25 protein-coding genes are annotated in these 25,427 nt (G+C 68.7%); 7 read left to right on the top strand and 18 right to left on the bottom strand.

What is annotated here, in order from left to right; all coding sequences use genetic code 11:
- Nucleotides 1-439: 439 nt before the first annotated feature.
- Together C6Y44_RS12795 and C6Y44_RS12800 are read left to right on the top strand one after the other, a co-directional pair.
- Nucleotides 440-1,249, top strand: a complete 810-nt coding sequence (locus C6Y44_RS12795; RefSeq protein ID WP_225623545.1) for a glycoside hydrolase family 19 protein — start codon at nucleotides 440-442, stop codon at nucleotides 1,247-1,249.
- Between the two features lie 58 nt (nucleotides 1,250-1,307).
- Nucleotides 1,308-1,859 (top strand): dihydrofolate reductase family protein, encoded by a 552-nt coding sequence (locus tag C6Y44_RS12800; protein ID WP_120282613.1) that lies wholly within the window; start codon nucleotides 1,308-1,310, stop codon nucleotides 1,857-1,859.
- An 18-nt stretch (nucleotides 1,860-1,877) separates the two neighbouring features.
- Here the strand turns inward: C6Y44_RS12800 and C6Y44_RS12805 are convergent, their stop codons facing one another.
- Nucleotides 1,878-2,726 (bottom strand): alpha/beta fold hydrolase, encoded by an 849-nt coding sequence (locus tag C6Y44_RS12805; RefSeq protein ID WP_159418305.1) that lies wholly within the window; start codon nucleotides 2,724-2,726, stop codon nucleotides 1,878-1,880.
- A gap of 12 nt (nucleotides 2,727-2,738) precedes the next feature.
- Entirely contained in the window at nucleotides 2,739-3,443 is a 705-nt protein-coding gene (locus C6Y44_RS12810) for a DUF899 domain-containing protein (protein WP_159418304.1), read from the bottom strand.
- Nucleotides 3,444-3,579: 136 nt separating this feature from the next.
- Between C6Y44_RS12810 and C6Y44_RS12815 the strand changes: the two genes are divergently transcribed.
- A complete protein-coding gene (locus C6Y44_RS12815; protein ID WP_225623546.1) occupies nucleotides 3,580-5,352 on the top strand; it encodes a dynamin family protein in 1,773 nt (590 codons plus the stop codon).
- On the top strand, nucleotides 5,349-6,788 hold the full coding sequence (locus C6Y44_RS12820) for a GTPase (RefSeq protein WP_159418302.1): 1,440 nt from the start codon (nucleotides 5,349-5,351) through the stop codon (nucleotides 6,786-6,788). The genes C6Y44_RS12815 and C6Y44_RS12820 overlap by 4 nt, the downstream gene beginning before the upstream one ends.
- Nucleotides 6,789-6,801: 13 nt before the next feature.
- On the opposite strand, the gene C6Y44_RS12825 is transcribed toward C6Y44_RS12820, so the two are convergent.
- The 16 genes from C6Y44_RS12825 to C6Y44_RS12900 all read right to left on the bottom strand — a co-directional run bounded on the left by C6Y44_RS12825 (nucleotide 6,802) and on the right by C6Y44_RS12900 (nucleotide 21,307).
- A complete protein-coding gene (locus C6Y44_RS12825; protein WP_159418301.1) occupies nucleotides 6,802-7,164 on the bottom strand; it encodes a hypothetical protein in 363 nt (120 codons plus the stop codon).
- Between the two features lie 89 nt (nucleotides 7,165-7,253).
- A complete protein-coding gene (locus C6Y44_RS12830) occupies nucleotides 7,254-7,799 on the bottom strand; it encodes an RNA polymerase sigma factor (RefSeq protein WP_159418300.1) in 546 nt (181 codons plus the stop codon).
- A 105-nt stretch (nucleotides 7,800-7,904) separates the two neighbouring features.
- Entirely contained in the window at nucleotides 7,905-9,194 is a 1,290-nt protein-coding gene (locus C6Y44_RS12835; RefSeq protein WP_120282620.1) for a DUF7373 family lipoprotein, read from the bottom strand.
- Between the two features lie 52 nt (nucleotides 9,195-9,246).
- Entirely contained in the window at nucleotides 9,247-11,073 is a 1,827-nt protein-coding gene (locus C6Y44_RS12840) for an Hsp70 family protein (RefSeq protein WP_120282621.1), read from the bottom strand.
- Between the two features lie 103 nt (nucleotides 11,074-11,176).
- Nucleotides 11,177-11,494, bottom strand: coding sequence for a nucleotide exchange factor GrpE (gene grpE / locus C6Y44_RS12845; protein WP_120282622.1), 318 nt, complete (start codon nucleotides 11,492-11,494; stop codon nucleotides 11,177-11,179).
- Between the two features lie 40 nt (nucleotides 11,495-11,534).
- On the bottom strand, nucleotides 11,535-12,290 hold the full coding sequence (locus C6Y44_RS12850; protein WP_120282623.1) for an FG-GAP repeat domain-containing protein: 756 nt from the start codon (nucleotides 12,288-12,290) through the stop codon (nucleotides 11,535-11,537).
- Between the two features lie 219 nt (nucleotides 12,291-12,509).
- Nucleotides 12,510-13,445 (bottom strand): energy-coupling factor ABC transporter permease, encoded by a 936-nt coding sequence (locus tag C6Y44_RS12855; protein WP_159418299.1) that lies wholly within the window; start codon nucleotides 13,443-13,445, stop codon nucleotides 12,510-12,512.
- Nucleotides 13,432-14,163 (bottom strand): urease accessory protein UreD, encoded by a 732-nt coding sequence (locus tag C6Y44_RS12860; RefSeq protein WP_159418298.1) that lies wholly within the window; start codon nucleotides 14,161-14,163, stop codon nucleotides 13,432-13,434. Before C6Y44_RS12860 ends, C6Y44_RS12855 begins: the two co-directional genes overlap by 14 nt.
- 2 nt (nucleotides 14,164-14,165) lie before the next feature.
- Entirely contained in the window at nucleotides 14,166-14,927 is a 762-nt protein-coding gene (ureG, locus tag C6Y44_RS12865; protein ID WP_159418297.1) for an urease accessory protein UreG, read from the bottom strand.
- Nucleotides 14,920-15,615 carry an urease accessory protein UreF gene (locus tag C6Y44_RS12870; protein WP_159418296.1) on the bottom strand — a complete coding sequence of 232 codons (696 nt, stop codon included), beginning with the start codon at nucleotides 15,613-15,615 and terminating at the stop codon, nucleotides 14,920-14,922. Before C6Y44_RS12870 ends, ureG begins: the two co-directional genes overlap by 8 nt.
- Nucleotides 15,615-17,315 (bottom strand): urease subunit alpha, encoded by a 1,701-nt coding sequence (locus C6Y44_RS12875; protein WP_159418295.1) that lies wholly within the window; start codon nucleotides 17,313-17,315, stop codon nucleotides 15,615-15,617. Before C6Y44_RS12875 ends, C6Y44_RS12870 begins: the two co-directional genes overlap by 1 nt.
- Before the next feature lie 4 nt (nucleotides 17,316-17,319).
- Entirely contained in the window at nucleotides 17,320-17,649 is a 330-nt protein-coding gene (gene ureB, locus C6Y44_RS12880) for an urease subunit beta (protein ID WP_120282629.1), read from the bottom strand.
- Between the two features lie 13 nt (nucleotides 17,650-17,662).
- Complete coding sequence (locus tag C6Y44_RS12885) at nucleotides 17,663-17,965, bottom strand: urease subunit gamma (RefSeq protein WP_120282630.1); 303 nt, start codon at nucleotides 17,963-17,965, stop codon at nucleotides 17,663-17,665.
- Nucleotides 17,966-18,218: 253 nt separating this feature from the next.
- Nucleotides 18,219-19,394, bottom strand: coding sequence for a CaiB/BaiF CoA transferase family protein (locus tag C6Y44_RS12890; protein ID WP_120282631.1), 1,176 nt, complete (start codon nucleotides 19,392-19,394; stop codon nucleotides 18,219-18,221).
- Complete coding sequence (locus C6Y44_RS12895; RefSeq protein ID WP_120282632.1) at nucleotides 19,391-21,112, bottom strand: acyl-CoA dehydrogenase family protein; 1,722 nt, start codon at nucleotides 21,110-21,112, stop codon at nucleotides 19,391-19,393. Before C6Y44_RS12895 ends, C6Y44_RS12890 begins: the two co-directional genes overlap by 4 nt.
- Nucleotides 21,113-21,127: 15 nt before the next feature.
- Nucleotides 21,128-21,307 (bottom strand): hypothetical protein, encoded by a 180-nt coding sequence (locus C6Y44_RS12900; RefSeq protein WP_174246921.1) that lies wholly within the window; start codon nucleotides 21,305-21,307, stop codon nucleotides 21,128-21,130.
- An 88-nt stretch (nucleotides 21,308-21,395) separates the two neighbouring features.
- Here C6Y44_RS12900 and C6Y44_RS12905 point away from each other — a divergent pair, with 88 nt between their 5' ends.
- The 3 genes from C6Y44_RS12905 to C6Y44_RS12915 all read left to right on the top strand — a co-directional run bounded on the left by C6Y44_RS12905 (nucleotide 21,396) and on the right by C6Y44_RS12915 (nucleotide 25,396).
- Nucleotides 21,396-22,274, top strand: a complete 879-nt coding sequence (locus C6Y44_RS12905; RefSeq protein ID WP_120282634.1) for a LysR family transcriptional regulator — start codon at nucleotides 21,396-21,398, stop codon at nucleotides 22,272-22,274.
- Nucleotides 22,275-22,505: 231 nt separating this feature from the next.
- Nucleotides 22,506-23,882, top strand: a complete 1,377-nt coding sequence (locus C6Y44_RS12910; RefSeq protein WP_120282635.1) for an MFS transporter — start codon at nucleotides 22,506-22,508, stop codon at nucleotides 23,880-23,882.
- 62 nt (nucleotides 23,883-23,944) lie between these two features.
- Nucleotides 23,945-25,396, top strand: a complete 1,452-nt coding sequence (locus C6Y44_RS12915; RefSeq protein ID WP_120284273.1) for an aldehyde dehydrogenase — start codon at nucleotides 23,945-23,947, stop codon at nucleotides 25,394-25,396.
- The last annotated feature ends 31 nt before the right edge of the window (nucleotides 25,397-25,427 follow it).

Consider the following 25,427-nt stretch of genomic DNA (forward strand, 5'->3'; position numbering starts at 1 on the left):
CCTTCTCGGTCGAATCGAACTGGTCTGTTCTCGAGGGGGCGACCCATCGCGGCCTCGATTCGATCATCTGTGGGGCGAACCTTCGGCGCGTGCGGTCGTGTCATCGAAGGTGTTGCTACGCAGGGAATTCGGTGAGAGCACGTCGATCCTCCGTGGACGAGGGACAGGATCGGCCAGGTGCCGTTGCGGAAGGTTCTCGCTGGGCCGGCCGAATGCGAGGGCCGCAATGATCGACTTTCGAGTATGGCGTGGCTCACTTGCTTCGGTTCAGATGGCGTCGGCCACGATCGCTTGAAAACCTCTCGACCTGCGACGTTACCTGGTTGTGACCTGATGGTCGCGTGTTGGCCCTCCGTGCGGTGGTAACGATCCCGCCGGTGATGCCCGCGGCCCCGTTCGAAGGCCGAACCCAGCTTCGGCGAATCTTGGAGCACGACCCTTGTCCGTTTCATCATTGCGCCGTTTCCGTGCCGCGGTCGCCACCGCGGCCGTCCTCACCGCCGCGCTCGGCGTCGGCACCTCCGCCGCCCACGCCGACACCGCACCCACCACCCCCACCCAGACCCGTTTCCAGGAGCCCCGCGACCTGCTCCGGGCGCTCGACTTCGACGCCCTGGCCGCCGACGGCTGGACCGTGACCGACGACGAGGAAGAGGCCGAATCCGCAGAGACGACCGAGGTGGTCGAACTCGTCGCCGAGACGACTCCCGCGCCGCCCCCCGCCGTCACACCCGAGGAGCTGGCTCGCATCGTGCCGGGCATCCCGGCGGAGAAGGTCGAGCAGTTCATCGCACCGCTGAACGACGCGATGGCGCGCAGCGGCATCGACAACCCGGTCCGTCAGGCGGCGTTCATCGCCCAGCTGGCCGTCGAATCGGACTCCTTCCGCACCTTCGAGGAGTACGCGTCCGGTCGCGCCTACGAGGGGCGTGCCGATCTCGGCAACACCCATCCCGGCGACGGTGAGCGCTACAAGGGTCGCGGCGCGATCCAGATCACGGGCCGCCACAACTACGAGAAGGTCAGCGAGCACATCGGCGTCGACTTCGTCGCGCACCCCGAGCTGCTCGCTGCGCCGGAGAACGCCTTCACCACCGCTGCCTGGTACTGGACGTCGCGCAACCTCAACGAGGTCGCGGATACCGCAGGAATCGTCCGGGTGTCCGAGCTCGTCAACGGCGGTCACCACGCCCTCGGTCGCCGCATCGACGACTTCAAGCGTGGTCTGGACGTGCTGCTCCAGCCGTAAGCCCGACACGGTCGCACCGGGCCGATGAGTTCGGGGTGCGCCGGCGGTCTATCGGAGCATGAGAAAACTGATCTACGACTTCGGCGTGTCCCTCGACGGCTACATCAACGACCGCGACGGCAATATCGACTGGACCGACCCCGACGACGAACTGCACCAGTTCCACAACGACCGGTTCCGTCAGCTCGAGCTTTCGCTGCACGGCCGGCGGATGTACGAGCTGATGGCCGAGTACTGGCCTCACCTGCCCGAGGACGCCTCGCCCATCGAACGCGACTTTGCCGAACTGTGGACGACCACGCCGAAGGTCGTCTTCTCCCGCACCCTCACCGAGGTCCACTGGAACAGTCGTCTCGTCGGCGACGACGCGGTGGAGGAGGTGCGCAGGCTCAAGGCCGAGGGAGACGGCGTCATGGAGGTCGGTGGGGCGAACCTCGCCGCGTCGCTGATCCCGCACGGTCTCATCGACGAGTACCAGGTGTTCGTCTCACCCGTCCTGCTCGGTGGAGGGACACCGATGTTCCCGCCCCTCGAGAAGCGCGTGGATCTGCGCCTGGTCGAGACACGACAGTTCACGACCGCCGTGATGCTCCGCTATCTCGCCGACTGAAAGTCCGCCGGCCGCCGCTCAGAAGAGCTCCGGCGTCACCGGCGGCACGTCGTCGAGGAACGCCGTCACCATTGGCACCAGCACGTCCGCCTCTCCGGAGATGCCGAGGTGTGACATCGCCGGGAGGATCACGAGGCGTGCCCGGGGAACCTTCTGCAGCATCCCCGTCGTCGCTGCTTCCTCGTCCCCACCACCGAGCAACCGGAACATCGTCACCGCATGTTCCGGTTTCACGCCGTCCGCGTCGCCGACGATCACCATCGCGTTCGCAGTGATCGACCGCATCTGTTCGTCCGTGATCTGCTGGTCCTCGATGTTGAGGACCTTCATCTTGTCGACGTAGGCGGCGAACGCCGCGGGATCGGGCGTGTGCTCCGTGAACGACTTCTCGACCGAGGAACCGGCGAACACCTCGGCATCGAGATGTCCGACGCCCTCGAGCACCGACGCGTACCAACCGTCCTGCCGGTAGGTGGCCGACAACGTGACGAGCTTTCCGAGAAGGTCCGGATGGCGGAGCGCTACCTGCAACGCCACCCCGCCGCCCTGCGAATAGCCCATCACGTCCGCACGCTCGACGTTCAGAGCCCGCAGCAACTCCGCCGCATCGTCGCCGAACTGCACGTACGACATCGGACGATCGGTGTCCGGGGTGCGGCCGTGCCCCTGCTGATCGAAGACGATCACCGGGCGCCGTTCGGCGAAGGCGGTCACCCAGGACGGCATCGACTCGGTGCTCATGAACGCGCCGGGAATCAGCAGCAAGGGCAGCGGAGCGGACCCGCCGAGTTCGCCGTGCACCTCGAAGTACAGGCTCAGACCGTTGATGGGTAGATGTCCGCTGCGCGAGGGTGTCGAGTCCGCCATGTCACCCGGCCTTCACTGCGCGCCGGTGCCGGGACCGTAGAGCCGCGCCACGTCCGGGGAATCGAGCCACCCCGAATAGGTCGGCGACTGCGGCCAGCCCTCGGGCGAATCCTGCCATTTCTCCTGACGGCCCCACGGAAGAAGGTCGATCAGCGCGAAGGTGTAGCTGAGCTGTTCGGTGCCGCGGCCGGTGGTGTGCCAGGTGCGGTAGACCTTGTCGCCGTCGCGCAGGAACACGTTGACCGCGAACCCGCCACCGGGAGGTGCGTCGACGTCGGCGCCGAACGAACTCTCCGACGACGAGTACCACTCCATCGTGTTGCCCACCTTCGCCTTGTAGGCGAGGGCTTCGTCGATCGGCCCGTTGGTGACGATGACCATGCGGGCGTCGTAGTTGTCGAGGATGCCGAGCCGGGTCCACTGCGTCGTGAGACTCGTGCATCCGCCGCACTGCCATTCGGCACCGTCGGACCACATGTGGTGATAGGTGATGAGCTGCGAGCGGCCCTGGAACACATCGACGAGCCGGATCGGGCCGTCGGCGCCGACCAGCGTGTAGTCGGGCAGTTCGACCATCGGCAGCCGGCGGCGCTGCGCTGCGATGGCGTCTAGTTCGCGAGTGGCGGCCTTCTCCCGTCGCCGTAGGTCGTCGAGCGCCGACCGCCATGTCTGCTCGTCGACGATCGGAGGAAGGGTGCGGGTGGTCTGCTGGGTCATGACATCTCCCGGAGTCGGACGGATCCGTTCACGAATGTTGACCGGGGCGGGAGCCGGGAATCATCGCGGACGCGGCCACGAGTCCGAACGCCGGAGTGAGCACGGCCCCGTACCGGCCGGTATGTAGTGTCGTCGCGTGTCTCCTGATCCGTCTGTGACCGACCTGATCGACGGCGCGTGCAAGGTGCTGCGCGCCTACAAGCACGACGAGGTCGCCGACCGCGCCGAACGCAAACTGGCCGACACCGGCCGGCCGACGTCGATCGTGGTGGTGGGGGAGATCAAGCGCGGCAAGAGTCTGCTGGTCAGTGCTCTCATCGGCCGCGACGGCGCCGCTCTCGACGACGTCGAGCACTCGACCGCCGTCGCAACCCGTTTCGTCACCGCCACCGACGATTTCCCGGAGGGCACCGCCGAATTGGTGTTCCCCGACGGGCGCCGGCGCATCGACCGCGACGAGCTGGGGGAGTGGATCACCACCGGTGGCCGCTACGTCCAGGACCCGACCGTCGAGGTGCTGCCGGTCGCGGCGGTCGTGGCGATCGCGTCCGAGAAGCTCTCGAACGCGTCGGTCGTCGACACTCCCGGCATCGGCGGCCTCGACCCCCGGCACGCCGCGATGGCCGCTCACTCCGCCGATCGGGCCGCCGTGCTCGTGCTGGTGTGCGATGCGTCGACCCCGCTGACAGAACCGGAGATGCGGTTCCTGCGCGAGAGCGCTGCCGGGGTGGAGAACGTGCTGGTCGTGGTCACCAAGACCGACAAGAACCTCACCCGCTGGGAACAGATCGTCGCGGAGAACCGCCGCGCCGTCGCGGAACACGTCGGTCGCGACATCCCCGTCGTCGCGGTGTCGAGCGTGCGTGCCCTGGCCGCGACCGCGCTACCGCTCTCCCCGGTGCGCGAGCGCAGCCTCGTCTGCTCCGGGCTCCCAGGACTGTGGGGGATGCTCGACGAGCGGGTCGCCGCCGCACGGCACCGCCCCGAAGCCGACGCGCTGCGCGTCGCCCTCGACGGGTTGCGACGCATCGAAACCGGAATCAGCGACGAACTCTCCGTCGTGCGCCACGGCGAATCCGCGACCCCGGACCTGACCGCCGAGATGGAACGGCTCGAGGGCCTCGAGGACGAGGCGCAGCAATGGGAACAGCACCTGCAGCGCGACCTCACCCTCGCACGGCAACGGGCGATCACCCGCCTCGACGAGGAGATCGCCCGCGTGCGCGAGGACTGGACGACACGCATCAACAAGTCGTCGATGCAGGTGCTGCGGCGCTCCCCGCAGGTGTTCACCGCCCAGATCCAGACCGACCTGCTCGACGCGATGGCCACCACCGCGCAGGTCTTCCTCGACGACCTCGAGAAGATCGTCACCGACCTCTTCGACGACCCGCAGCAGTGGGAGCACATCCGCGAGATCACCCTCGAGGCGCTGCAGACCGATCCATTGGTGACCGGGGAGGTGGGCTCGAAACGCCAAGGGCTGCTGGATCCGAGCGTGCTGACGATGGGCATGATCGGCACCACCATGCTCGGCGCGGTGATCGGGGCCGGTGCCATCGCCGGCGTCGCCTGGGTGGCGATCAATCTCGGGTTCAAGGCGATGCGCACCGGCAAGACGAACCTGCTGACCTGGCTGCGCGAGACCCTCGCGACCGTGCGGACCGTCACGACCCGCATGCTCGAGGCCGCGATGGCCACCACCCGCCCGGAGATCGTGCTGCGTCGCCGCAAACACCTCCAGGACCGGATCACCGAGTTGCAGAAGCGTATCGACGAGGCCAAGCGCGCCGCGCGGGCGGACGCCGCGACCCGCACCGCGAACATCGAACGACTGGAGAAGAACCTGCGCATCACCCGCGCCCGCATCACCCCGATGGAGACGGCTCTGAGGGGAGGTGCCGCATGAGTGCCCCGCATACCCCACCGCAAGCCGCGCCCGATCCGATGCACCAGCGCATCGACGCGGCCCTGCACCAACTCGCCGCGCTGAGCGGCGATCTCGTCGCCCACGCCAACCGCATCGGCGCGATCCTGTGGTCGCCGCCGCGTATCGTCGTCGTCGGGCGGCTCAAGGCCGGCAAATCCACCCTGGTGAACGCGTTGATCGGGGCGCCGGTCGCCGAGACCGCGGCGCTCGAGGCCACCAATGTCGTCACCGTCTACGAGAACGGTGCGCCCTCCCGCGCCGACGTGGTGTCCACCGATGGCACCCGCCGACCCGTGCCGCTGGCACTCGGCACCACCGTCGACCTCGGCGTCCCGCCGGAGCAGGTCGCGTACGTGCACCGCTACCTGCCCTCCCATGCGCTGAGCACCATCACCCTCGTCGACACCCCCGGTCTGGCGACACTGACTGTCACCAATGCCGCCGCAACCGAGCGCGCCCTGATCGACGGATTCGAGCAGACCCGCTCGGCGTCCGTCGACGCCGACGCGGCGGTGTTCCTGTTCGACTCGATGCCGCGCACCGACGAGGTCGAATTTCTGCAGCGCCTCGGCTTCACTCCGCTGAACACACTCGGAGTGCTGTCGCGCGCAGACGGTTTCGGCCGTGGGGTGCTCGGCAACCGCGATCCGCTCGGACACGCCGCCGAACACGCGAACGTGCTCGCGCGGCGGTTGGCGGGACAGGTCGGCACGGTGGTGCCGGTCGCCGGGTTGCTCGCGCAGACCTCCCACACCGGTGCGTTCACCGACGCCGACGCCCGCGCGCTCGCGGCGCTCGACCCACTGGTCCCGTTGGAGCTGTTCGATCTGCTCGACGCCGATCCGGCCGCGCTGCCGGTGCCACGCGACCAGGTGTGGCGACTGCTGGAGCTGATCGGGGAGTACGGGCTCGTGCACGCCCGCGCGCAGGCAACGGGTGGGGCGCACCAGGTCAACCAGTGGTTGTCCGGGGTGTCCGGCGTCCATCCGCTGCGAGCGGTGCTCGAACAGTCGTTGCGTCGCTTCGCGGTGCTGCACCGCGCCGGCCGGATCCTCGCCGAACTCGACGCCCTCGTCTATTCGCATCCGGCGCGCGACGCCATCCGGCAGATCGTCTCGGCGCTGCGCACTGACCCGGCGCTGGTGCCGGTGGAGTTGTTGCGGGCGTTGCGATCTCTGCTGCAGGCCGACCCGAGCGTGCCAGCGGTCGACGAACTGGTCCAGGTGCTGCGCGGCGGCACGATCACCGAGGCGTTGGGGCTGGAGTCGACGGCGTCACCCGAGCAGATCCGAGCGATGGCGCAACAGAAGCTTGTCGCGGTGCAGGCGCAGACGGTGTCGACGCGGTCTGCGGCGGAGGACACGGCGCTGACAGCGCTTGCGCACGCTTACACGGTGATCGTCCGCGGACACTGACCCGGTCGGCGGGTTACGCGCCGAGATCGGGCTCGTCGACGTTGTCGGTGAAGCCGAACGAGGCTGCCTCGTCGTCGGATGAAGCCTCGCCGTTGTCGTCGTCGACAAGGCCGGGGTCGGTTCCACCTGCGCTGTCGAGGTCGGCATCGGGGTCGAGGGCAGGATCGAGGTCGACAGAGTCGACGGTGACCGTCTCCGGAACGATCTCGTCGTCGTCCGGGACCAACGAGATATCGACCGCGGCAGTGCCGGGGTCGGTGGCGATGTCGAGCGCGCGCTCCCAGACCTGATCGGGCAGTTCCGGTAGGTCGGCGAGCACATCGATACCGAGCAGCTCCCCCAGTGAGGGCAGCGGATCGGTCTCATCGCTTGTCATGGGCTCTTCCTTCTTCCCCCGTTGTCCGTCGTCGTCAGGTTGGAGTCGTGCGGGCCCCGGAATGTTCCTGCCACGTCCCAATCTACCGGTCAGGGATCGAGACCGGCGGGATCGAGGCGGGTGGGATCGAGCAGTTCGACGAGTTGTGCTCGCCCCCGGTTGATGCGGGTCTTGACCGTCGCGACCGGCACGTTCTGATGCTCGGCGATCTCGGCGTAACTCATCTGGGCGTATTCGCGGAGCACCACCGCGACGCGGAACTGTTCCGGGAGTTGGGCAAGCGCGTGACGCACCGCGTCGGTGTCGACGACGCGATCGGCCGGTCCCGGCACCGTGGAGGTCCGACCGAGGTCGATCTCGTCGTCGGGGATCTCACGGCGCTTGCGCACGATCGCCAGCGCGGCATTGCTCGCGATGCGATAGAGCCAGGAACCGAAGCGGGAGGTGCCCCGGAATTTGTCCAGGTTCTGCCAGGCGGCGATCAACGCGTCCTGCAGGGCGTCCTCGGCGTCGTGGCGGTTGCCGGTGATCTGCACACATACCGCCCACACCTGGGTGCGGGACGGTTCCACCAGTGCGGCGAACGCGGCGCGGTCGCCGGACCGGCACCGCTCGATCAACTCGGTCTCGTTCATGGCACCCCCATCTGTACGCGGAGTAACCTACCCGGCCGCGTCGCGCAGCGGTCCGGTGACCGTCATCGGTGGCGCGCACCGACGTTCACCGGACCGCGAGGGAGGTCAGTTCTCACCCAGGCCCATTTCCTCGGCGCGGACGAACTTGACGTACTGCGTCGCGACGCGCTGTGGCACGGTGCGCAGGGTGTCGGAATCGGGGTTCTCGTTGCCGATCGAGCGGAAGCCGGACAGTTCGGCCATGTAGCGGCCGTAGGTCATCAGGCACGCGGCGGCTCGGCCCTCGGCGACGTCTCCCGACCAGCAGGTGGTGTTCGGAAGTCCCTGCGTCAGCGAGGGATCCTCGACGAGGTCCGGATAGGCCTCCGCCGTGTGTGCTGCGAACGCGTCCTTCAGGACCTCGGCCTCGTCGGGGCCGGCGGTGCGATAGACGACGCTGTTGACCTTCGCGACACGATCGGTGCCGGTCTGCTCGAACACCACCCCGGTGTCGGCCGGAGCGGAGTCGTAGTGCAACCAGCCGTCGGGTCCGTAGACCGCCATGTCGGAGTTACGCGAGTACTCGCTGTCGACGAATCCCACGGCTCGGGCCATCACCTTGTCCAGATCGATCGGCAGCGAGGCGATCTCGTCGGTGGGGGTGGCCGGGAACCGGTCGAGCAGTTCGATCTGCCGCTGCACGCCGCGGGTCGCGGCATCGGTGATCCACTCGGTCCCACTGCTGTCGTCGCCGCTGTAGGTGTAGACGACGAACATGCCGCGTGTGGTGAGCGTGCTCAGGGAGATGGTGTCCAGTTCCGGCCAGGAGTGGGTGGTGGCCAGCGTGTCGGGTAGCTCCGGCAGCGATATCGGGGTTTCCGGACCGGTGGCGAACGGGCCGTCCGCGGGCGCGAGCTTGTACTCGTACAGGGCCTGTGCGGCGCCGGAGGCGTCCTCGGTGGTGGGGAAGCGCCAGACACTGACACCGAATTCGCGGCTGTCGTCGTCGGTGCTCCGGAAGCTGGTGAAGGCGTTGATGATCGAGAACTCTTTCAGGATCTCGTTCTCGCTGCCGGAGAAGATGTTGCCCGTGCCGCCGAGGAACACCCCGTTGGTCGATCCGCCGACGGAGAGAGCCGGGTCGACGGTGTGCGGGTGGACGACGAACTCGGCGAGTCGCTGGCCTTCCACCGCCGGACCGAAATCCTCGGCCGCCATGCCCAGCGCAACGAAATCGCGCGGCTGGGTGTTGTAGTCACCGGTATCGAGCGAGTCGAGATCTACACCGGCAGAGGTCTGTTCGGTCGTGGTCTCGTCGACGACGGTGGCGTCGCTGTCGGAGGAGCAGCCGGCCACGGTGACGACGGTGACGGCCGCCAGGGCCAGGGCGAGACGGCCGGTTCGAGGGATGTGCATGAGAAGAGGACTCCTGAAGAGGAAGGTATGGAAAAGGGGAGACGGAGGGCGCTCAGGCGTTCCAACCGAGTTCGGCGAGCAGTGCCTCGCCGCGCTCCGTCGTCATCGAGAACTGCGCGACGAGTCCGGTGGACTTGTCGATGACGGTGAAGTACGAGTTGCCGCCCGGTGGGTGGTCGTAGTCGGCGATGCGCGTGCCGTCCGCCGAGACGATCCTGGTGTTGTCGTTCTTGGCGTCGCGGAGCCGGATGAAGTTCGAGCGTGCGTACTGATCGTCCCGGTACGCCGACACGGATTCGTAGTCGGTGGGCTCCATGCCCAGCGCCTTCCCGAGGTTGGAATTGGGGCTGATCTGGCACCGCACCTGCATGGCACCCTCCAAGGAGAAGCCGGACTTCTCGCACGAACTCGACCCGGTGAGCAACTTGGTGGGCAGCAGTTCCACCACCTCGTCGGTGCTCTCGCTGCGATAGACCGAATCCGACGTCGCCGGAGGCGGTGCTCCGCTGTCCGACCTGTCCTCGGCCACAGCGGGGGCGGCTGCGGCGCCGGCCGACGCTCCGTCGTCCGCGTCCCCACGGGTGAGTCCGAAGACCGCCCCGGCGGCGACGAGCACCGCCAGCACGGCGCCTCCGGCGATGAGCAGGGGCCGAGACGGTCGTGACCGCTCCGTGTCGCGCGTCGTTGCCGAGTCCGGTTGTGCCGCCGGGGTACCCGGACGGGGAACGCCGGGTCGCGGTGTTGCGGGGCGGGGAGTGTCCGGCCGCAGTACCTCGGTGTCGCGGTCGGCGGCGGGTTCGGTGGTGCGTCCGCCGGCGACGAACCCTGCCGCGCCCTTGGCCACGACGGTCTTCGGGTCGTCGAGGGTGGCGATGGACCCGAGTTCGGACAGCCGCCGATGCACGTACGGGATTCGGGAGGAGCCGCCGGTCAGATACAGCGCCTGCAGACCCGACCGGTCCACCCCGGCATCGCGCAGCACCTGGGCGGCGAGCTGCACGCCACGGGTGATCTGCGGTTCGATGAGCTGCTCGAACTCGTCGCGGGTGATGGTGAAGGTCAGGTCCGCGCCGTTGCCGGTGACCCGGATCGTCGCCGAGGGGTGCTCGGAGAGCAGTTCCTTGGCGCGGCGGATCTGATCGTCGAGGGTGCGTCGGGCGTCGAGTCCGTCCGGGGTGTGCAACCACGCCGCCAGGTCCGGGGCGTCGTCGCGCAGGCGTTCGTCGACCCACCGGGCGACGGTGGCATCGAGGTTCTTGCCGCCGAGGGTGTTGTCGCCGCCGGCCCGGATCACCTCGAAGGTCCACTCGCTCGTCGCGGTGAGAACGGCGATGTCGAGGGTGCCGCCACCGAAGTCGAAGACCGCGATCGTCGAGCCCTTGACGATCTTCGCGTCGTGCTGGCGCGAGTAGTAGAACGCCGCGGCGCGGGGTTCGGAGATCAGCGAGACGCTGCCGCCGAGACCGGCCAGGGACGCGGCGTGCCGCAGCACGTCGAGTTCGCGCTGGGACCAGGCCTCGGGGTGGGTGAGCACGACCTCCGCCGGAGGATGGTTGTTGTGCCGGGGCAACGCCTGGTTGTAGACGGTGCGCAGGACCGAGGCGATGGTGTGGGCGACGGGGACGTCCTGGCCGCGGACCATCACCGATCCGACCGCGACGTGGGTCTTGGGGTAGGCGACGAAGCCGGCCGGGTCCACGGTGGCCTGGTTGATGGCCACGTCGCCGGTGGTGATCGCACCGGTGTGGTCGACGTACACCGAGGACGGCATGAGGTTGGAGGTGTGGGTCAGCGGCAGTGATTCGACCCGGTCCGGGCCGATCCGGTGTGCCGCCGACGTGTTGGACGTGCCGAAATCGACCGCCAGAACCCAGCTCATCTCGATCGTGCCTCTCGAATGCGAACCCACAAAACCTGCATGGACGGTGCGATGACCGTCGCGGACTCTATAGCGGCGACCGGTCGTCGCCCGGTGGCGGGTGTCACGACGCCCCCGGAGCCGGGCACTGCGCCGGAGGAACCTGCACCCGCACCTCGACGTAGCGCAGGATCTGCCCCTCGTGACACCAGCCGGGCCGGATCATCGCGGCGACCAGGTTCTCCTCCGCCGGTGCCGTTGCCGGCGTCACCGCCACCGCACGGTGACGGCTCGGATCGAACCGCGTACCGGGCTCGATGGCCAGACGTTCGACCCCCAGCTCGGCGAGTCGTGCGGTCGCGGCGGCGCGCTCGGGCCCGTCCGCCGCGACGTCCGCCGCCGCGATCAGTTCGTCGATCCGCTCACGGATCTGCGGTGACATCACCTGCTTGCCCTTCGTCTCGGATCGGTCGGAGTGGTTCTCAGGCCAGATCGGAACCGGCGTCGGTCGACTCGGAACCGTTGTCGAAGGCCGAGACGTCGACGTAGTCGTCGGCGATGCCGTCGCCGTCGTAGTCCACCGCACCGGAGTGCAGGTCGATCACCACGTCGACCTCACCGTCGCCGTCCTCGTCGAAGACGGCCAGATCGAGGCGGCCGTCACCGTCGAGATCACCGGCGACGGCGTCGATGTAGCCGTCGCCGTCGCGGTCGAACTCGATCAGGTCGGCGTTGCCGTCGCCGTCGGAGTCGCTGATCTGCGCGTCGGTCCTGCCGTCGCCGTCGTAGTCCACCAGCGACAGGTCGACCTGACCGTCGCCGTCCACGTCGACGTCGGCGACGCGGGTGCCGTCACCGAGGGTGTACTCGTCGAGCACGACCGGCTCGGTGGAGGCGGATCCGGACGTCACGCTCGAGGTGGACTCGGCGTTCTCCGCGGCGGTGCGATCGGAGGCCGAGGAGGCCGATCCGGCGGAGCTCGACGCACCCGAGTTGCTCGCCGAGCCGTAGGACGAGTCCGAGCTCGAGGAGCCGGAGCTGTCGTACCGCTCGTAACGCTCGTAGGACTCGTAGCTCGTCGATCCCGACTGGTCGGCCGAAGACGAACCGTAGGAGGAGTTGCCGTCGTAGGAGGACTGCGAGCCGTACGACGAGTCCGCGCGGTCGCTTGCGGTGGACTGCGATGCGGCCCGGTCGGAGTTCGAGGAGCTGCTGCCGGGAAAGGAATTGGTAGCCATGGTCGGTGCCTCTTTCGGTGTCTCGGTGACTGACACAGGTAAGAGGGACCGGGAGGCGGAAAGGTTCCCGCCGAATCGAAAAAGTTTCCGAGATTCCTGATCGGCGGTGGAAACCCCAGGTCACGGCGCTGCAACCGGTCGAGGTTCGTGTCGGTCGTGGAACGCAGAACGGTGCGGCCGCATCAGCGACCGCACCGTTCGATGGGGTCCGGAGGACCGTTACGCGCCCTGGCGGACCGGCATGCGGCGGCCCATCGTGGCGAGGGCTGCGCCGAGCACTGCGGTGGCGGCGAGTCCGGCCAGTGCCGCAAGGAATTCGGTGCCGCTGAGCGTGCCATAATCCGCAAGGCCGGGAAGACCGGCGAAGGCAGCGTCACCGACCGGCAGCGAATAGGCACCGACGATGTGCTCGAGACCGTCCGGGCTTCCGGACGCGACGAGCGCCAGCGCACAGGCGCTGACCACGCCCAGACCGCCGATCGCGGCGAGACCACGTCGGACGGCAACAGGAGTGACGGAGGACCGTGCGTCCCACGCGGCGACGCCGGGCGCGAACGCCATCACGGCGCTCAGCACAGCGGCGGTGATGAGAGCTTCACCTAGACCGATGGCGAGGTGGACCGCCGTCAGATTGCCGATGAACGCTGCTGCGGCGCCGGTTCCGGCGGTCACCGAGTACGCGACGCCGAGAACCGCGGCACTCACCGGCACGGACAGACCGGCGCCGACGGCGGCGGTGGTCCGCGTCAGCTTCCCGAGGCCGAGTCGCTCGGCGCCGGTACGGACGGCGGCGGTGACGAGGACAGGCAGCACCGCCATCAGCAGCACGTTCACCCCGAGGGCGTTGATCCCGCCGTCCCCGAACAGCAATGCCTGCACGCCGACCACGGCGGTCATCGCGAGAAGGGCGAGCCGGGGCCCGAGGAGCGCGGTCGCGAGAGCGCCGCCGATGAGATGGCCGCTGATGCCGCCGGCGATGGGATAGTTGACCATCTGAGCACCGAAGATCATTGCGGCGGTCGTTCCGGCGAGAAGGGTGTCCCGGGTCGTGATGCGCGGCCGCCCGGCGGTGGCGGCGAGGACGACCGCACCGGTGGCGATCGCCGCGGCGGGCGCGGTGGCGCTCATGGGGAGGAAATGGTCAGGGACGTGCATGGGTGAGACTCCCTTCGAGGGTGGACGGGTGAACGTGTGCGGAGCGCCAGGAGCGCCAGGTCGACTCGAGCGGCGAGGAGTGGGTATAGGCACCGAGGAACCGCAGCAGGTTGCCGGGCCCTTCGAGCTGGACGACGCCGTCGCCCTCGGCGCGTCGCCCGTAGGTTGCGATGACGTCGTGCACCCGGGCGGAACCGAGGATCCCGGGCTCGGGGAACGCGCCGTGCGCGTACAACTCCTCGACGAAGAGGGGACGACGATCGAGAGTGACCGAGGTACGGCTGCGGATCGCACCCCCGCTTTCTCCGTGGCGCCCGAGGACGAGGGTCTCCCGCATGCTCGCGGCGGCGTCGGAGGCGAGTTCGATCCGGGTGTCGCGGTGCACGCGGGCGCCGGTGGCGATCACGAACGGGTAGGTGTCCCAGACGAGGGTGCCGCCCTCGGCGACGGTGATCCGCACGTCCCACCGGGACAGCCGGTTGTCGGCGTCGTAGGCGACGGTGCCCCCGATGTCCTGCAGTTCGAGTGTGCACCCGACGTCGACGTGGACGTCGACGGTCACCGCGTCACCACCGAGCAACAACGCGCCGGCGGCGACGACGGCGACCCGCGCGTGGTCCGGACCGACCTCGACCGTGCGGGGGACGAGCATGCCCGCCCGCAGGGTCAGGCGTGCCCGGCCCGGTGCGCGGTCGATACGGATCGTGGTGCGGGACATGATCAGTCGTGCGTGTGTGCGACGGCGTGATCGTGCCCGTGCCCGTGCCCGTGCCCGTGCCCGTGGCTGTGGTCGTGGTCGTCCTCGTCGGCGTGGAAGTGCGGAGCCATCGGACCGGGATCGACCGGGGTGTGCGACCCGGCGCGGTGGGCTGCCAGCATCTCGCGCACCCAGTCGCCGAGCGCCTGCACGGATGAGGCGTCGGTCCGCGACAGCGCCAGCACCGGTCCGCCCTCGCGGGCCTTCTCGGCGTCGGCGACCATCTGCGGCACGTCGACACCCACATAGGGGGAGAGATCGGTCTTGTTCACCACGAGCAGGTCGGCGCGGCTGATGCCGGGACCGCCCTTGCGGGCGACGTCGCCACCGCCCGCGACATCGAGCACGAAGATCTGCGCGTCGACGAGCGCGGGGGAGAAGGTCGCGGTGAGGTTGTCGCCGCCGCTCTCCACCAGGACGACATCGAGCGGCGCGAAGTCGCGTTCGAGATCCTCGACGGCCAGCAGGTTCATGGTCACGTCGTCACGGATCGCGGTGTGCGGGCACGCACCGGTCTCCACCGCGCGGATGCGCTCGGGATCGAGCACGCCCGCCGAGCGGAGGAAGCGCGCGTCCTCGTCGGTGTAGATGTCGTTGGTGATCACGCCGAGCTGCAGCTCGGACGCGAGGGTGCGGCAGATCGTCGCGATCAGCGAACTCTTGCCCGTGCCGACGGGACCGGCGACGCCGAGACGGAGCGAACGGGTGGTGGTGTGTTCAGGCACGGAACAGCCTTTCTGGAGCGGATGCGTGGGCTTCGGCCCACAGTTCGGTCTGGGGGCCACCGGTGGCCGGGATGTCCGCCGGATCGGTGAGAGCGGACAGCTCGGCGATGAGCGGTTCGAGATGAGCGCATGCCTCGAGCGCCCATCGCGAACCGGTGGCCGGGTCGGTGGGGTGCAGTTTGAGGAAGGCCGCGACGATCGCCTGCGCCTCCTCGTACAGCACCAGTCGGGCGGTGTCGATCGCTGGAATGCGCGCGAGCGCTGCGATGGCCCCGACCACCAGTCCCCGCGACGGCCGCGGGGTCCGGACGTCGAGATCGTCGAGAACAGTGGAGGGCCACAGGTTCCGGGCCAGTCGCAGATAACCGCGGGCCAGCAACCGGGACGCATCGCGTTGGGCCGGGCCCGGAGTGCGCGCCGCCCAGTGGTCCTCGATCTCGTCGATCCGTAGCGCCAGGGCCGCTCCGGCGGCGGAGTCCACCGCGTGCCGGGTCACCACGGCGACACCGGCCTCGACCGCCGCCGAGGTGCGCAACCGTGCGACGAGGAAGCGGCGCACCTCGGTCGGTGACATCCCACCCTGGAGCGCGGGCTCGAGCCCACCCGAGTTGACGTTCCCGCCGACCGGCGCGCGCCCGTCCGCGAGGAGGAGCAGCACCGTGGTGGGGGACAGAGTGTCGGGCAACATCAGAACATCGAATACAGCTGCGCGAGCGGCAGTTCGGTGGCGGGCGCCGGAACGACCCGCTCGCCGTCGATGTCGATGTCGAAGGTGTCGGGACGGATCTCGATGCGCGGCAACACGTCGTTCTGCTTCATGTCGGCCTTGCCGATGTGCCGGGTCGGCCGCAGCGGCAGCAGTCTGCGGCGCAACCCGAGCCGTTCTGCCAGGCCCTCGTCGAGGGCGGCGGGGGAGACGAACGACACCGATGTGTGCGGGGCGAGCGCATCGCCGAACGCCGGTCGCTGCAGCACCGGCTGCGGAGTCGGGATCGACGCGTTGGGGTCGCCGAGCGCGGCCCAGGCGATCGATCCGCCCTTGATGACCAGCGACGGCCGGATACCGAAGAACTTCGGATCCCACAGCACGAGGTCGGCGAGCTTGCCCTCCTCGATCGAACCGAGTTCGTGGTCGACGCCGTGCGCGATCGCGGGGTTGATCGTGTACTTCGCGACGTAGCGACGAGCCCGTTCGTTGTCGGCGGGCATGCCGCCGTCGAGCGCCCCGCGCCGGTTCTTCATCACGTGCGCGACCTGCCAGGTGCGGGTGACGACCTCACCGATGCGGCCCATCGCCTGGGCGTCGGACGAGGTGATCGACAGGGCGCCCATGTCGTGCAGGATGTCCTCGGCCGCGATGGTGGTGGCCCGGATCCGGGACTCGGCGAACGCGAGGTCCTCCGGCACGGCGGGGTTGAGGTGATGGCAGACCATCAGCATGTCGAGATGCTCGTCGACGGTGTTGATCGTGTGCGGCAACGTCGGGTTGGTCGAGCCCGGGATGATGTGCGGCAATCCGGCAATGCTCAGGATGTCCGGGGCGTGCCCGCCGCCGGCGCCTTCGACGTGGAAGGCGTGGATCGAGCGTCCGCCGATCGCAGCGAGCGTGCTCTCCACGAAGCCCGCCTCGTTGAGCGAGTCCGAATGCAGCGCGACCTGCAGTCCGTGCTCGTCGGCCGCGCGCAACGCCGCATCGATCGCGGCCGGTGTGGAGCCCCAGTCCTCGTGCACCTTGTACCCGGCGGCACCGGCGAGGGCCTGCTCGCGCAGCCCCTCCGCAGAGACGGTGTTGCCCTTGCCGAGCAGCAGCACGTTCACCGGCAGCACGTCGAGCGCGCGGTGCATCTGCATCAGGTGCCACGGACCCGGCGTGACGGTGGTGGCCTTCGATCCCTCGGACGGACCGGTCCCACCGCCGGCGATGGTGGTGATGCCGGTGGCAAGCGCCTCGACGATCTGCGACGGCGACAGCAGGTGCACGTGCGAGTCGAAGGCGCCCGCGGTGAGGATGCGACCTTCACCGGAGATGACGTCGGTGGACGGGCCGATCTGCAGCTTCGGGTGCACTCCGTCGGCGATGTCGGGGTTGCCGGCGCGACCGAGGGCGACGATGCGGCCATCGCGGATGCCGACGTCGGCGCGCACGATGCCCCACCAGTCCAGCACGATCACGTTCGTGATCACGGTGTCGGGAGCGCCCTCGGCTCGGGTCGTCACACCTTGGGCCATCGATTCGCGGATGGATTTGCCGCCACCGAAGACGGCTTCCTCGCCGCCGAAGGTGCGGTCCTCCTCGATCTGGATCCACAGGTCGGTGTCGCCCAGGCGCACCTGGTCACCGACCGTCGGTCCGTACAGTGCCGCGTACTCGGCGCGTGTGATCTCCACGTTCTCAGTCCTCCTGCTTCCGCACCTGGATGCCGGGTACGACGCGTTGTCCGCGCAGGGCGACGGCACCCAGCTCGCGGCTGCTGCCGGGTTCGAAGCGCTGCGAGGTCCCCGACGGGATGTCCAGGCGGAAGCCCTGCGCGCGTTCGCGGTCGAATTCGAGGGCCGCATTCGCGTCCGGCAGGTGGATGTGTGAGCCGATCTGGATGGGACGATCCCCGGTGTTGAGGAAGACGAGGGTGATGCGCTCGTCGTCGGAGCGGTCCGCGTTGAGGGTGAGGGAGCCCTCGGCGACGCGAATCGCTCCGGGTCCCGAAGTCGGTCCGGATGCCATGTCGGGGCTCCTTTCAGGAAATCGGGTGGTGGATCGTGACGAGTTTGCGTCCGTCCGGGAAAGTGGCCTCGACCTGCACGTCGGCCAACATCTCGGCGACGCCGTCCATCACCTCGTCGCGGGCGAGGACCTCGCGGCCCTTCACCATGAGGTCGGCGACGGCGGCGCCTTCGCGTGCCCGTTCGATCACCCAGGTGGACAACAGGGCAACGGCTTCGGGATAGTTCAGTCGGACGCCGCGGTCCCGCCGGTCGCGCGCCACCATGCCGGCGACGGCCAGAAGGAGTTTCTCGGTGTCGGCGGGAGTCAGCTGCATATGTCGTTCTTTCGTACGAGTCGGCGGTCGTGCAATCGATGCCGATCATGCGCGGCTGTTGTTTCGCGGACGTTACCCCCGCGTATCGCGGAGAAATCCGGACACGCCGACCTCAGAAGTGCTGCCGCACTGCGTGACCGCGACGACACCCGGAGCGGGATGTCTCTACCGTCGTTCGTGGTCGAACAGTCCTACGGCCGCTCCCGATCGATCGGAAACGGCCGTAGGTCAGCAATATTCGAGACGTTCGTCGCTAGGACGGAACAGTGACCTCCTGATATCCCGCGAGGATGTCGTCGGTGTGTTCCCCGTGCAGCGGCGGCGCCGACCGCAGCGGTGGTCGCTGCCCACCGAAATTGACCGGGAACGCGATCTGTTCGAGCGGACCCGACGGGTGGTCGACGGTGCCGACCATGCCGATCGCGGCGGTGTGCGGATCGCCGTAGATCTCGTCGAGATGCCGGATGGGGGAGACCGGCACGTCGTGGTCTTCCAGGACGCGGCACCAGTGCTGCACCGTCCCGGTCGCGAACGCCGCGGTGAGGACCTCGTCGAGTTCGCTGCGATGCTCGATGCGATCACGATTGCGGAGGAACCGCACATCGGTCGCAAGTTCCGGTCTTTCCAGTGCCGTGCACAGCTTCTCCCACAATCCGTCGTTCCCGACCGCGACGACGAAATAACCGTCGTTCGCCGGATACGCCTGGTAGGGCGCGAGATTGGGGTGCGCGGAGCCCAGGGCGTGCGGGCGCTCCCGGGTGGCGAAGTAGTTCGTGGCCCAGTTGACGTGCATCGCCAGCTGGCATTCGAACAACGACGTGGTGACGTACTGGCCGCGACCGGTGCGAGCGCGTTCGACCAGCGCGGCGAGCACCCCGATGACCCCGAACAGGGCCGCACCGAGATCGCCCATCGCGTAGCCGGCCTTCATCGGCGCGCCGTTCGGTTCCCCGGTCAGCGACATCAGACCGCCTGCGGCCTGGGCGACCATGTCGTAACCGGGCTGGTCGGCCAGCGGGCCCTCGTCACCGAAGGCCGAGATGTGCAGCACGATCAGGTGCGGATACTGCTCGGACAGGGCGCGGTAGTCGAAGATCTTCTGCAGACCGCTGCCCGGCTTGAAGTTCTCGACCACGACGTCGGCGTCGGCGAGCATCCGGTGCACGATCCGCTGCCCTTCCTCGGACTTGAGGTCGATGGTCACCGACTTCTTGCCGCGGTTGACCGCGAGGTAATAGGTGGCGTCGTCGCCGACGAAGGGCGGCCCCCACACCCGGGTGGGGTCGCCATCGTCGGGGTGCTCGACCTTGGTGACATCGGCGCCGAGGTCGGCGAACGACATGGTCGCGTACGGTCCGGCGAGGATTTTCGACAGGTCGAGGACCTTGACGCCGGCGAGCGGGGCGGGGCCGGTGGGATTCGTGCTCATGAGCGGGCTCCTGTCAGTGCAGTCGGTGCCGCATCGGCGGCGGCCGCGGCGGCCGCGACGGACGGGTCGACGTCGGTGCCGTCGGTGATCGCGGCGAGGTGGTCGACAGCGACGGCATTCGGCTCACCGGCCAGGCCGTCCAGGTAGGCGTGGGCGACGAGCAACGACCGGTGGCCGAGACCGCGCTCGATGCGGTGCGACGCCAGGTCCACGAGCAGGGTCGCCATCACCGTCCGTGCGAGATCGTCGGTGTAGATCGCGCAGCGGGTCTGCGCGTGCGTGTCGTCGCCGGCGAGCAGGTCCTCGCCGCGCGCCTCGAGTGCATTCCAGCGTTCCCGCAGTGCCGCGACCGCCGGGGCGCATTCCGGATGCGCCGCGTCGAGCAGGGTGCGCTGCGCGTCGGCGAGGACCCGGTGCGCGCCGCTCTTGCGCATGGACCGCAGTACGTCGAGCGCGATGACGTTGCTCGAACCCTCCCAGATCGATCCGAGATGCGAGTCGCGGACGAGGCGGGCGAACACGCGGTCCTCGATATAGCCGCTGCCACCCCGGATCTCCATCGCCTCACCGGTGACGGTGCGGGCACGTTTGCAGATGTAGTGCTTGGCGACGGGCGTGAGGATCCGGACGACACCGCGGGCCTGCTCGTCGCCCTTGTCGGCACGGTCGAGGGTCGCACCGCTGTAGGCGACGAGTGCGAGCGCGGCCTCGGCGTCGAGCAGCAGCGGCAGCAGGGTGGCGCGCATGAGCGGTTGATCGAACAGGGACCTCCCGAAGACCTCCCGTTCCCTCGTGTGAGCGACGGCGTCGCGCACGGCACGCCGGATCAGGGCGCTCGAGCGCATCGCGTTCGACAGGCGGGAGGTGTTGAGCATCTCCGTCATCTGCCGGAATCCACGGTCGAGGTCGCCGACCTGCAGCGCGTACGCGCCGTGCAGGGTGATCTCACCACTGGGCATCGATCGCGTGCCGAGCTTGTCCTTGAGCCGGTCGATCGTGTACGAGTTCCGGCTGCCGTCGGGAAGTTGCTTGGGCAGCATGAACATTCCCACCCCGCGCGTGGAGTTCTCGTCGCCGCCGGGGAACCGGGCGAGGGTGATCACGACGTCGGCGTCCGGGTTGGAGGCGAACCACTTACGTCCGGTCAATCGCCATGTGGTGCCGTCGAATTCGGCCCGGGTCTCGGTCTTCGCGATGTCCGTTCCGGCCTGGGTCTCGGTCATGAACATCGCGCCGGTCAGGGCGGTGGCGGGATCGGGGGAGGTCAGGCCGTCGATCCACGGACCGAACACCGTAGGGTCGCCGAACATCCGCAGGGTGCGCGCGGCGGCATCGGTCATCGACACCGGGCAGGCGAGGCCGAACTCGGCCTGCACGAACAGATACGACGCCAGGTACTTGACGAGATGCGGGGGTGTGTCCGTCCAACCGTGGATCGGGCGGTGCGACAGTGCCGAGAGGCCGTATTCGCTGTAGGCGGCGCGGCACAGTTCGAGATAGGCGGGGTGGTATTCGATGCGGTCGATCCGTTCGCCGTCGGGGTCGTACTGGTGCAGTACCGGCGGATGGGCGTTCGCGGTGGCCGCGAGCGCGTCGAGACGGTCGGCGGCGTCGGCACCCAGACGATCGAGGAGGCGGTCGGTGAGCGGCCGGTCGGCGTCGGAGATCCAGCGGTCGAGTACCGCGTGCAGGGCCGGGTCGGTGTGGGCGTAGTTCATGGTCGTCCGTTCGTGTCAGGAGGCGTCGGCCGTCGTCCGGGCGGGTGCGGGGCGTGGTTCGTCGGGCTCGGTGCCGGTCGGTGAGCGTTTGAGCAGGGTGGTCATGCAGACGAGAGAGAACAGCACGTACCCGATCCCGAGGCCGACGACCGGCCGGATCGAGTCGGTGCGCTCGAGGAGGAACTGGCTCGCCATCGGGATCACTATCACCGGCGCAACCGTGTAATGTCCAAGACCTAATCGAGCACGATTGTGTAGATAAACCGACAAAATCGAGGTCGGCATGGAACTTCGGCAACTGCAGGCCTTCCTGGCGGTGGCCGAGGAGTTGCACTTCGGACGCGCAGCGGAGCGACTGCATATCGCCCAGTCGCCGCTCAGCCAGACGATCCGCGCGCTCGAACGCGAACTCGGCGCCGAGTTGTTCGCCCGCACCACGCGCTCGGTGCAACTCACCGCGGCCGGTGAATCGCTGCTCGGACCCGCACGCGTGATCGCCGCGCAGATCGAGATCGCCCGGACCGTCGTGCGGTCGACGGCCTCGGGTGTCACCGGGGTGGTGAGCGTCGGGTTCGGCGGCGCGAGCGGATACACGGTGATCTCGCAGCTGACCCGGCTGCTCGAGGAGCGTTGTCCCGGCATCGAGCTGGATCTGCGTCCGCAGACCTACACGGGGGAAGTGCTCGATCTCGTCTCGCAAGGACTGCTCGACATGGGGATCGTCGGCCTCCCGGTGCCCCGGGACGTCGCCACCGAGACGGTGCGGCAGGAATCGCTCATGGTCGCGCTGCCGGCCGACCATCGGCTGGCGGCGCGGGAGGAACTCGATGCCGCCGATCTGACCGGCGAGCGGTTCGTCGTGTATCCCGCCGCCCACGGGTCGAGCGTGCGGGAGATGACCTTCACGGTGTGTCACTCCGCCGGATTCACCCCGGTGATCGCCCGGGAGGCGCCGGATCCCTACAGCCTGCTGGCCCTCGTCGGAGCCGGGGTGGGGGTAGCGGTCGTCGTCGCGTCGACCACCGACATCACCGTGACGGGCGTGCGATACGTCCCGCTGCGGAACAGTCCGGTGCTGCCGATCGCGCTCGCGTGGCGCTGCGACAACCCGGCACCGGCGGTCCGGCGGGTGGTGGATGTGCTGCGCGCCCATGTGAACTGACCGCTGCCGCGCCCTGGTATCTGCCCTGCGGGTAGTGCGGGCGTGCCAACGTGGAAGGCACCCTCGAAGGGCCCGACGCTCGAGCGGAGGAGGTGACCCGACGGTGCCTGTGCCTGCATAGGTCATGCGGGACGGAAAGTCAACGGTTGACGGATGTCGAGTGCTGCAGGTTACATCTTAGCGGTAAGCCATTTAGGGCTTAAGTAACTGGAACACGAAACCGAGGACCCCATGACACCGGTATCGACCACCATGTCCAGTAGTGCGGAAATGATCAGTGCACGCCTCGAACGGCTGCCGATGAGCCGGTGGCACATCAAGGCGCGGGTCGCCGTCGGCGCCGTGACCTTCTTCGACGGCTTCGACCAGCTGATGATCGCGTACTCCCTCCCCGTCCTGATCCCCAAATGGAATCTCACCCCCGCCTCCGTCGCGTGGGTGATCGCCATCGGCGGCATCGGCATGCTCGTCGGCGCACTCGGTGGCGGCTGGCTCGCCGACCGCATGGGCCGCCTCAACGTCATCATCGCCTCGCTCGCGCTCTATGCGGTGATGAGCCTGGGCATGGCGTTCACCGACTCGCTGATGCTCTTCCTGGTCTTCCGCTTCGTCCAGGGCATCGGACTCGGCGCCGAAGTCCCCGTCGCCGCCACCTATATCGGCGAGATCACCAAGGCCCACAAGCGCGGACGCTTCGTGCTGCTCTACGAGGTGATCTTCCCCGTCGGCCTCGTGGCCTCCGCGATCGTCTCCGCCTGGGTGGTCCCGCGCTTCGGCTACCAGATCCTCTTCGCCCTCGGCGCCATCCCGATCCTGCTGCTGCCGGCCCTGTTCCGGCTGCCCGAGTCGCCCCGCTGGCTCGCCGCGCGCGGACGCCTCGACGATGCCGACGCCGCGATGCGCCGGATCGAGACCGAGATCTCCGGTCGCCACGGTGAACTGCCCGAACCCCGCCCGATCGTCTCCGCCGTCGCCGTCGACACCTCCCGCGGCCGCTTCATCGAGGCGTTCCAAGGTGTGTACCTGCGCCGCACCCTCATGCTCGCCGCGATCTGGGGCAGCGCCTACTTCGTCAATTACGGCATCGCCTCCTGGCTGCCCACCCTCTACCGCACCGTCTTCGAGGTCAGCGTCGACACCGCGCTGCACTACTCGATCTTCACGACCGTCGCCGGTCTCGTCGGCTGCCTGGCCGTCGCGTTCCTCATCGACAATCTCGGCCGTCGCATCTGCATCACGTCGTCGATGGTTCTGTGCGCGGCGCTGCTGTTCCTGCTCGCCGGTACCGGCACCGGTTCGGCCGTGACGGTGCTGCTGTGGTCGGCCGGCGCGGCACTGTTCGTCTTCGCAGTGAACATGGCCCTGTACGTCTACACCGCCGAGCTGTACCCGACCCGGATGCGCGCCATCGGTTGCGCGATCGGCGGCGCCGCCGGCCGCCTCGGCATCATCGTCGGCCCGCTCGTCCTGGGCGGCATCCTCGACGCCGGCGGCACCCTGACCCTGGTCTTCGGGCTGTTCGGACTCGTCGCCCTCGTCGGCGCGATCGTCGTGGGCCTGTTCGCGACCGAAACCCGTGAGAAGACCCTCGAGGAGATCTCCCAGTGACCACCGCACTCCACCCCGCCGTCACGGACACCGATCTCGACTTCGTGCCCGTCCCCGACGAGATGCTCGTAGCCGGTACCTGGCGCCGTGCTACCGGCCCGGCCTTCGAGGTCACCGACCCCGCCACCGGCCGCGTCCTGCAGACCGTGCACCAGGCCGTCGCCGCCGACGTCGACGACGCCGTCGCGGCCGGGAAGGCCGCCTCCGAGGATCCGGCCTGGCGCGGACTGCTTCCGCACCAGCGCGCCCGCTACCTGCACCGCATCGCCGACGGCATCGAAGAGAACTCCGCGCGACTGGCACTGTTGCAGAGCTACAACACCGGCAAGACGCTCGCCGAGACCACCGCCCTCGTCGGCAGTGCGGCGGGAACCTTCCGGTACTTCGCGGCGGTCCTCGAATCCGGGGACGACGACCTGACCGTGCCGCGCGGCAACTACCTGTCGATAAGCGTGCACGAACCGATCGGCGTGATCGGGGCGATCGCCCCGTGGAACTCGCCCGTCGCGAGCGACGCCCAGAAGATCGCACCCGCCCTTGCCGCCGGTAACGCCGTCGTCCTCAAGCCGGCCGAGTGGACGCCACTCGTGTCGCTTGCGCTGGGAAGGATCATCGACGACAGCGGTCTGCCCGCCGGATTGCTGTCGGTGCTGCCGGGCAAGGGCTCGATCGTCGGCGATGCGATCGTGCAGCATCCGGGCATCGGCAAGGTCACCTTCACCGGCGGCACCCGCACCGGTCGCACGATCGCCCACGCCGCGGCCGAGAAGCTCATGCCCGTCTCCCTCGAACTCGGTGGCAAGTCGCCGACGATCGTGCTCGACGACGCCGACATCGAGCAGGCCGTCGCGGGGGTGATGTACGGGATCTTTTCGTCGAGCGGACAGAGTTGCATCGCCGGTTCGCGGCTGTTCGTCGACCGGTCCCTGTACGAACCGTTCGTCGCGCGGCTCGTCGAACGCACCCGCGCTCTGCGCATCGGCAACGGCCGCGATCCGCTCACCCAGGTCGGCCCGCTCGTGCACCACGCCCACCGCGACTCGGTCGCCTCGTACGTCGACCTCGCCCGCCGCGAAGGCGGACGTGTCCTGTGCGGGGGAGCGGTACCCGACGATCCCGCCCTCGCGGACGGCGCCTACTACCTCCCGACGATCGTGGACGGGTTGAGCAACGACGCCCGCGTGTGCCGCGAGGAGATCTTCGGCCCGGTGCTCGTGGTCCTGCCGTTCGACGGGGTGGACGATCTCGTCGCGCAGGCCAACGATTCGGTGTTCGGTCTGGCCGCCGGGATCTGGACCCGCGACTACCGCCGTGCGTGGCGGCTCGCGCGGCGCCTCGACGCCGGCACGGTCTGGATCAACACCTACAAGCGGTTCAGCATCTCCACCCCCTTCGGTGGGGTGAAGGAGAGCGGTCTCGGTGTCGAGAAGGGCCGCGACGGCATCGCCGCTTATTCGCGGTGCAAGAGCGTGTATTTCGGTCTCGACGACAGCCCCGACACCTGGGCGGACTGATCCCCGGCCACCCGGCCGGAATCGCCTCTGT

This window comes from Rhodococcus rhodochrous, from assembly GCF_014854695.1.
Taxonomy (GTDB): Bacteria; Actinomycetota; Actinomycetes; order Mycobacteriales; family Mycobacteriaceae; genus Rhodococcus.

Bases quoted from the DNA above. Each gene is read 5' to 3' on its own strand.
- C6Y44_RS12835 (WP_120282620.1), bottom strand. From the start codon at position 9,194: ATGCACATCCCTCGAACCGGCCGTCTCGCCCTGGCCCTGGCGGCCGTC.
- C6Y44_RS12800 (WP_120282613.1), top strand. From the start codon at position 1,308: ATGAGAAAACTGATCTACGACTTCGGCGTGTCCCTCGACGGCTACATC.
- grpE (WP_120282622.1), bottom strand. From the start codon at position 11,494: ATGTCACCGCAGATCCGTGAGCGGATCGACGAACTGATCGCGGCGGCG.
- C6Y44_RS12855 (WP_159418299.1), bottom strand. From the start codon at position 13,445: ATGCACGTCCCTGACCATTTCCTCCCCATGAGCGCCACCGCGCCCGCC.
- C6Y44_RS12850 (WP_120282623.1), bottom strand. From the start codon at position 12,290: ATGGCTACCAATTCCTTTCCCGGCAGCAGCTCCTCGAACTCCGACCGG.
- C6Y44_RS12870 (WP_159418296.1), bottom strand. From the start codon at position 15,615: ATGTTGCCCGACACTCTGTCCCCCACCACGGTGCTGCTCCTCCTCGCG.
- C6Y44_RS12805 (WP_159418305.1), bottom strand. From the start codon at position 2,726: ATGGCGGACTCGACACCCTCGCGCAGCGGACATCTACCCATCAACGGT.
- C6Y44_RS12830 (WP_159418300.1), bottom strand. From the start codon at position 7,799: ATGAACGAGACCGAGTTGATCGAGCGGTGCCGGTCCGGCGACCGCGCC.
- C6Y44_RS12860 (WP_159418298.1), bottom strand. From the start codon at position 14,163: ATGTCCCGCACCACGATCCGTATCGACCGCGCACCGGGCCGGGCACGC.
- C6Y44_RS12905 (WP_120282634.1), top strand. From the start codon at position 21,396: ATGGAACTTCGGCAACTGCAGGCCTTCCTGGCGGTGGCCGAGGAGTTG.
- C6Y44_RS12915 (WP_120284273.1), top strand. From the start codon at position 23,945: ATGCTCGTAGCCGGTACCTGGCGCCGTGCTACCGGCCCGGCCTTCGAG.
- C6Y44_RS12840 (WP_120282621.1), bottom strand. From the start codon at position 11,073: ATGAGCTGGGTTCTGGCGGTCGATTTCGGCACGTCCAACACGTCGGCG.
- C6Y44_RS12890 (WP_120282631.1), bottom strand. From the start codon at position 19,394: ATGAGCACGAATCCCACCGGCCCCGCCCCGCTCGCCGGCGTCAAGGTC.
- C6Y44_RS12820 (WP_159418302.1), top strand. From the start codon at position 5,349: ATGAGTGCCCCGCATACCCCACCGCAAGCCGCGCCCGATCCGATGCAC.
- C6Y44_RS12910 (WP_120282635.1), top strand. From the start codon at position 22,506: ATGACACCGGTATCGACCACCATGTCCAGTAGTGCGGAAATGATCAGT.
- C6Y44_RS12895 (WP_120282632.1), bottom strand. From the start codon at position 21,112: ATGAACTACGCCCACACCGACCCGGCCCTGCACGCGGTACTCGACCGC.
- C6Y44_RS12900 (WP_174246921.1), bottom strand. From the start codon at position 21,307: ATGGCGAGCCAGTTCCTCCTCGAGCGCACCGACTCGATCCGGCCGGTC.
- C6Y44_RS12885 (WP_120282630.1), bottom strand. From the start codon at position 17,965: ATGCAGCTGACTCCCGCCGACACCGAGAAACTCCTTCTGGCCGTCGCC.
- C6Y44_RS12825 (WP_159418301.1), bottom strand. From the start codon at position 7,164: ATGACAAGCGATGAGACCGATCCGCTGCCCTCACTGGGGGAGCTGCTC.
- C6Y44_RS12810 (WP_159418304.1), bottom strand. From the start codon at position 3,443: ATGACCCAGCAGACCACCCGCACCCTTCCTCCGATCGTCGACGAGCAG.
- ureB (WP_120282629.1), bottom strand. From the start codon at position 17,649: ATGGCATCCGGACCGACTTCGGGACCCGGAGCGATTCGCGTCGCCGAG.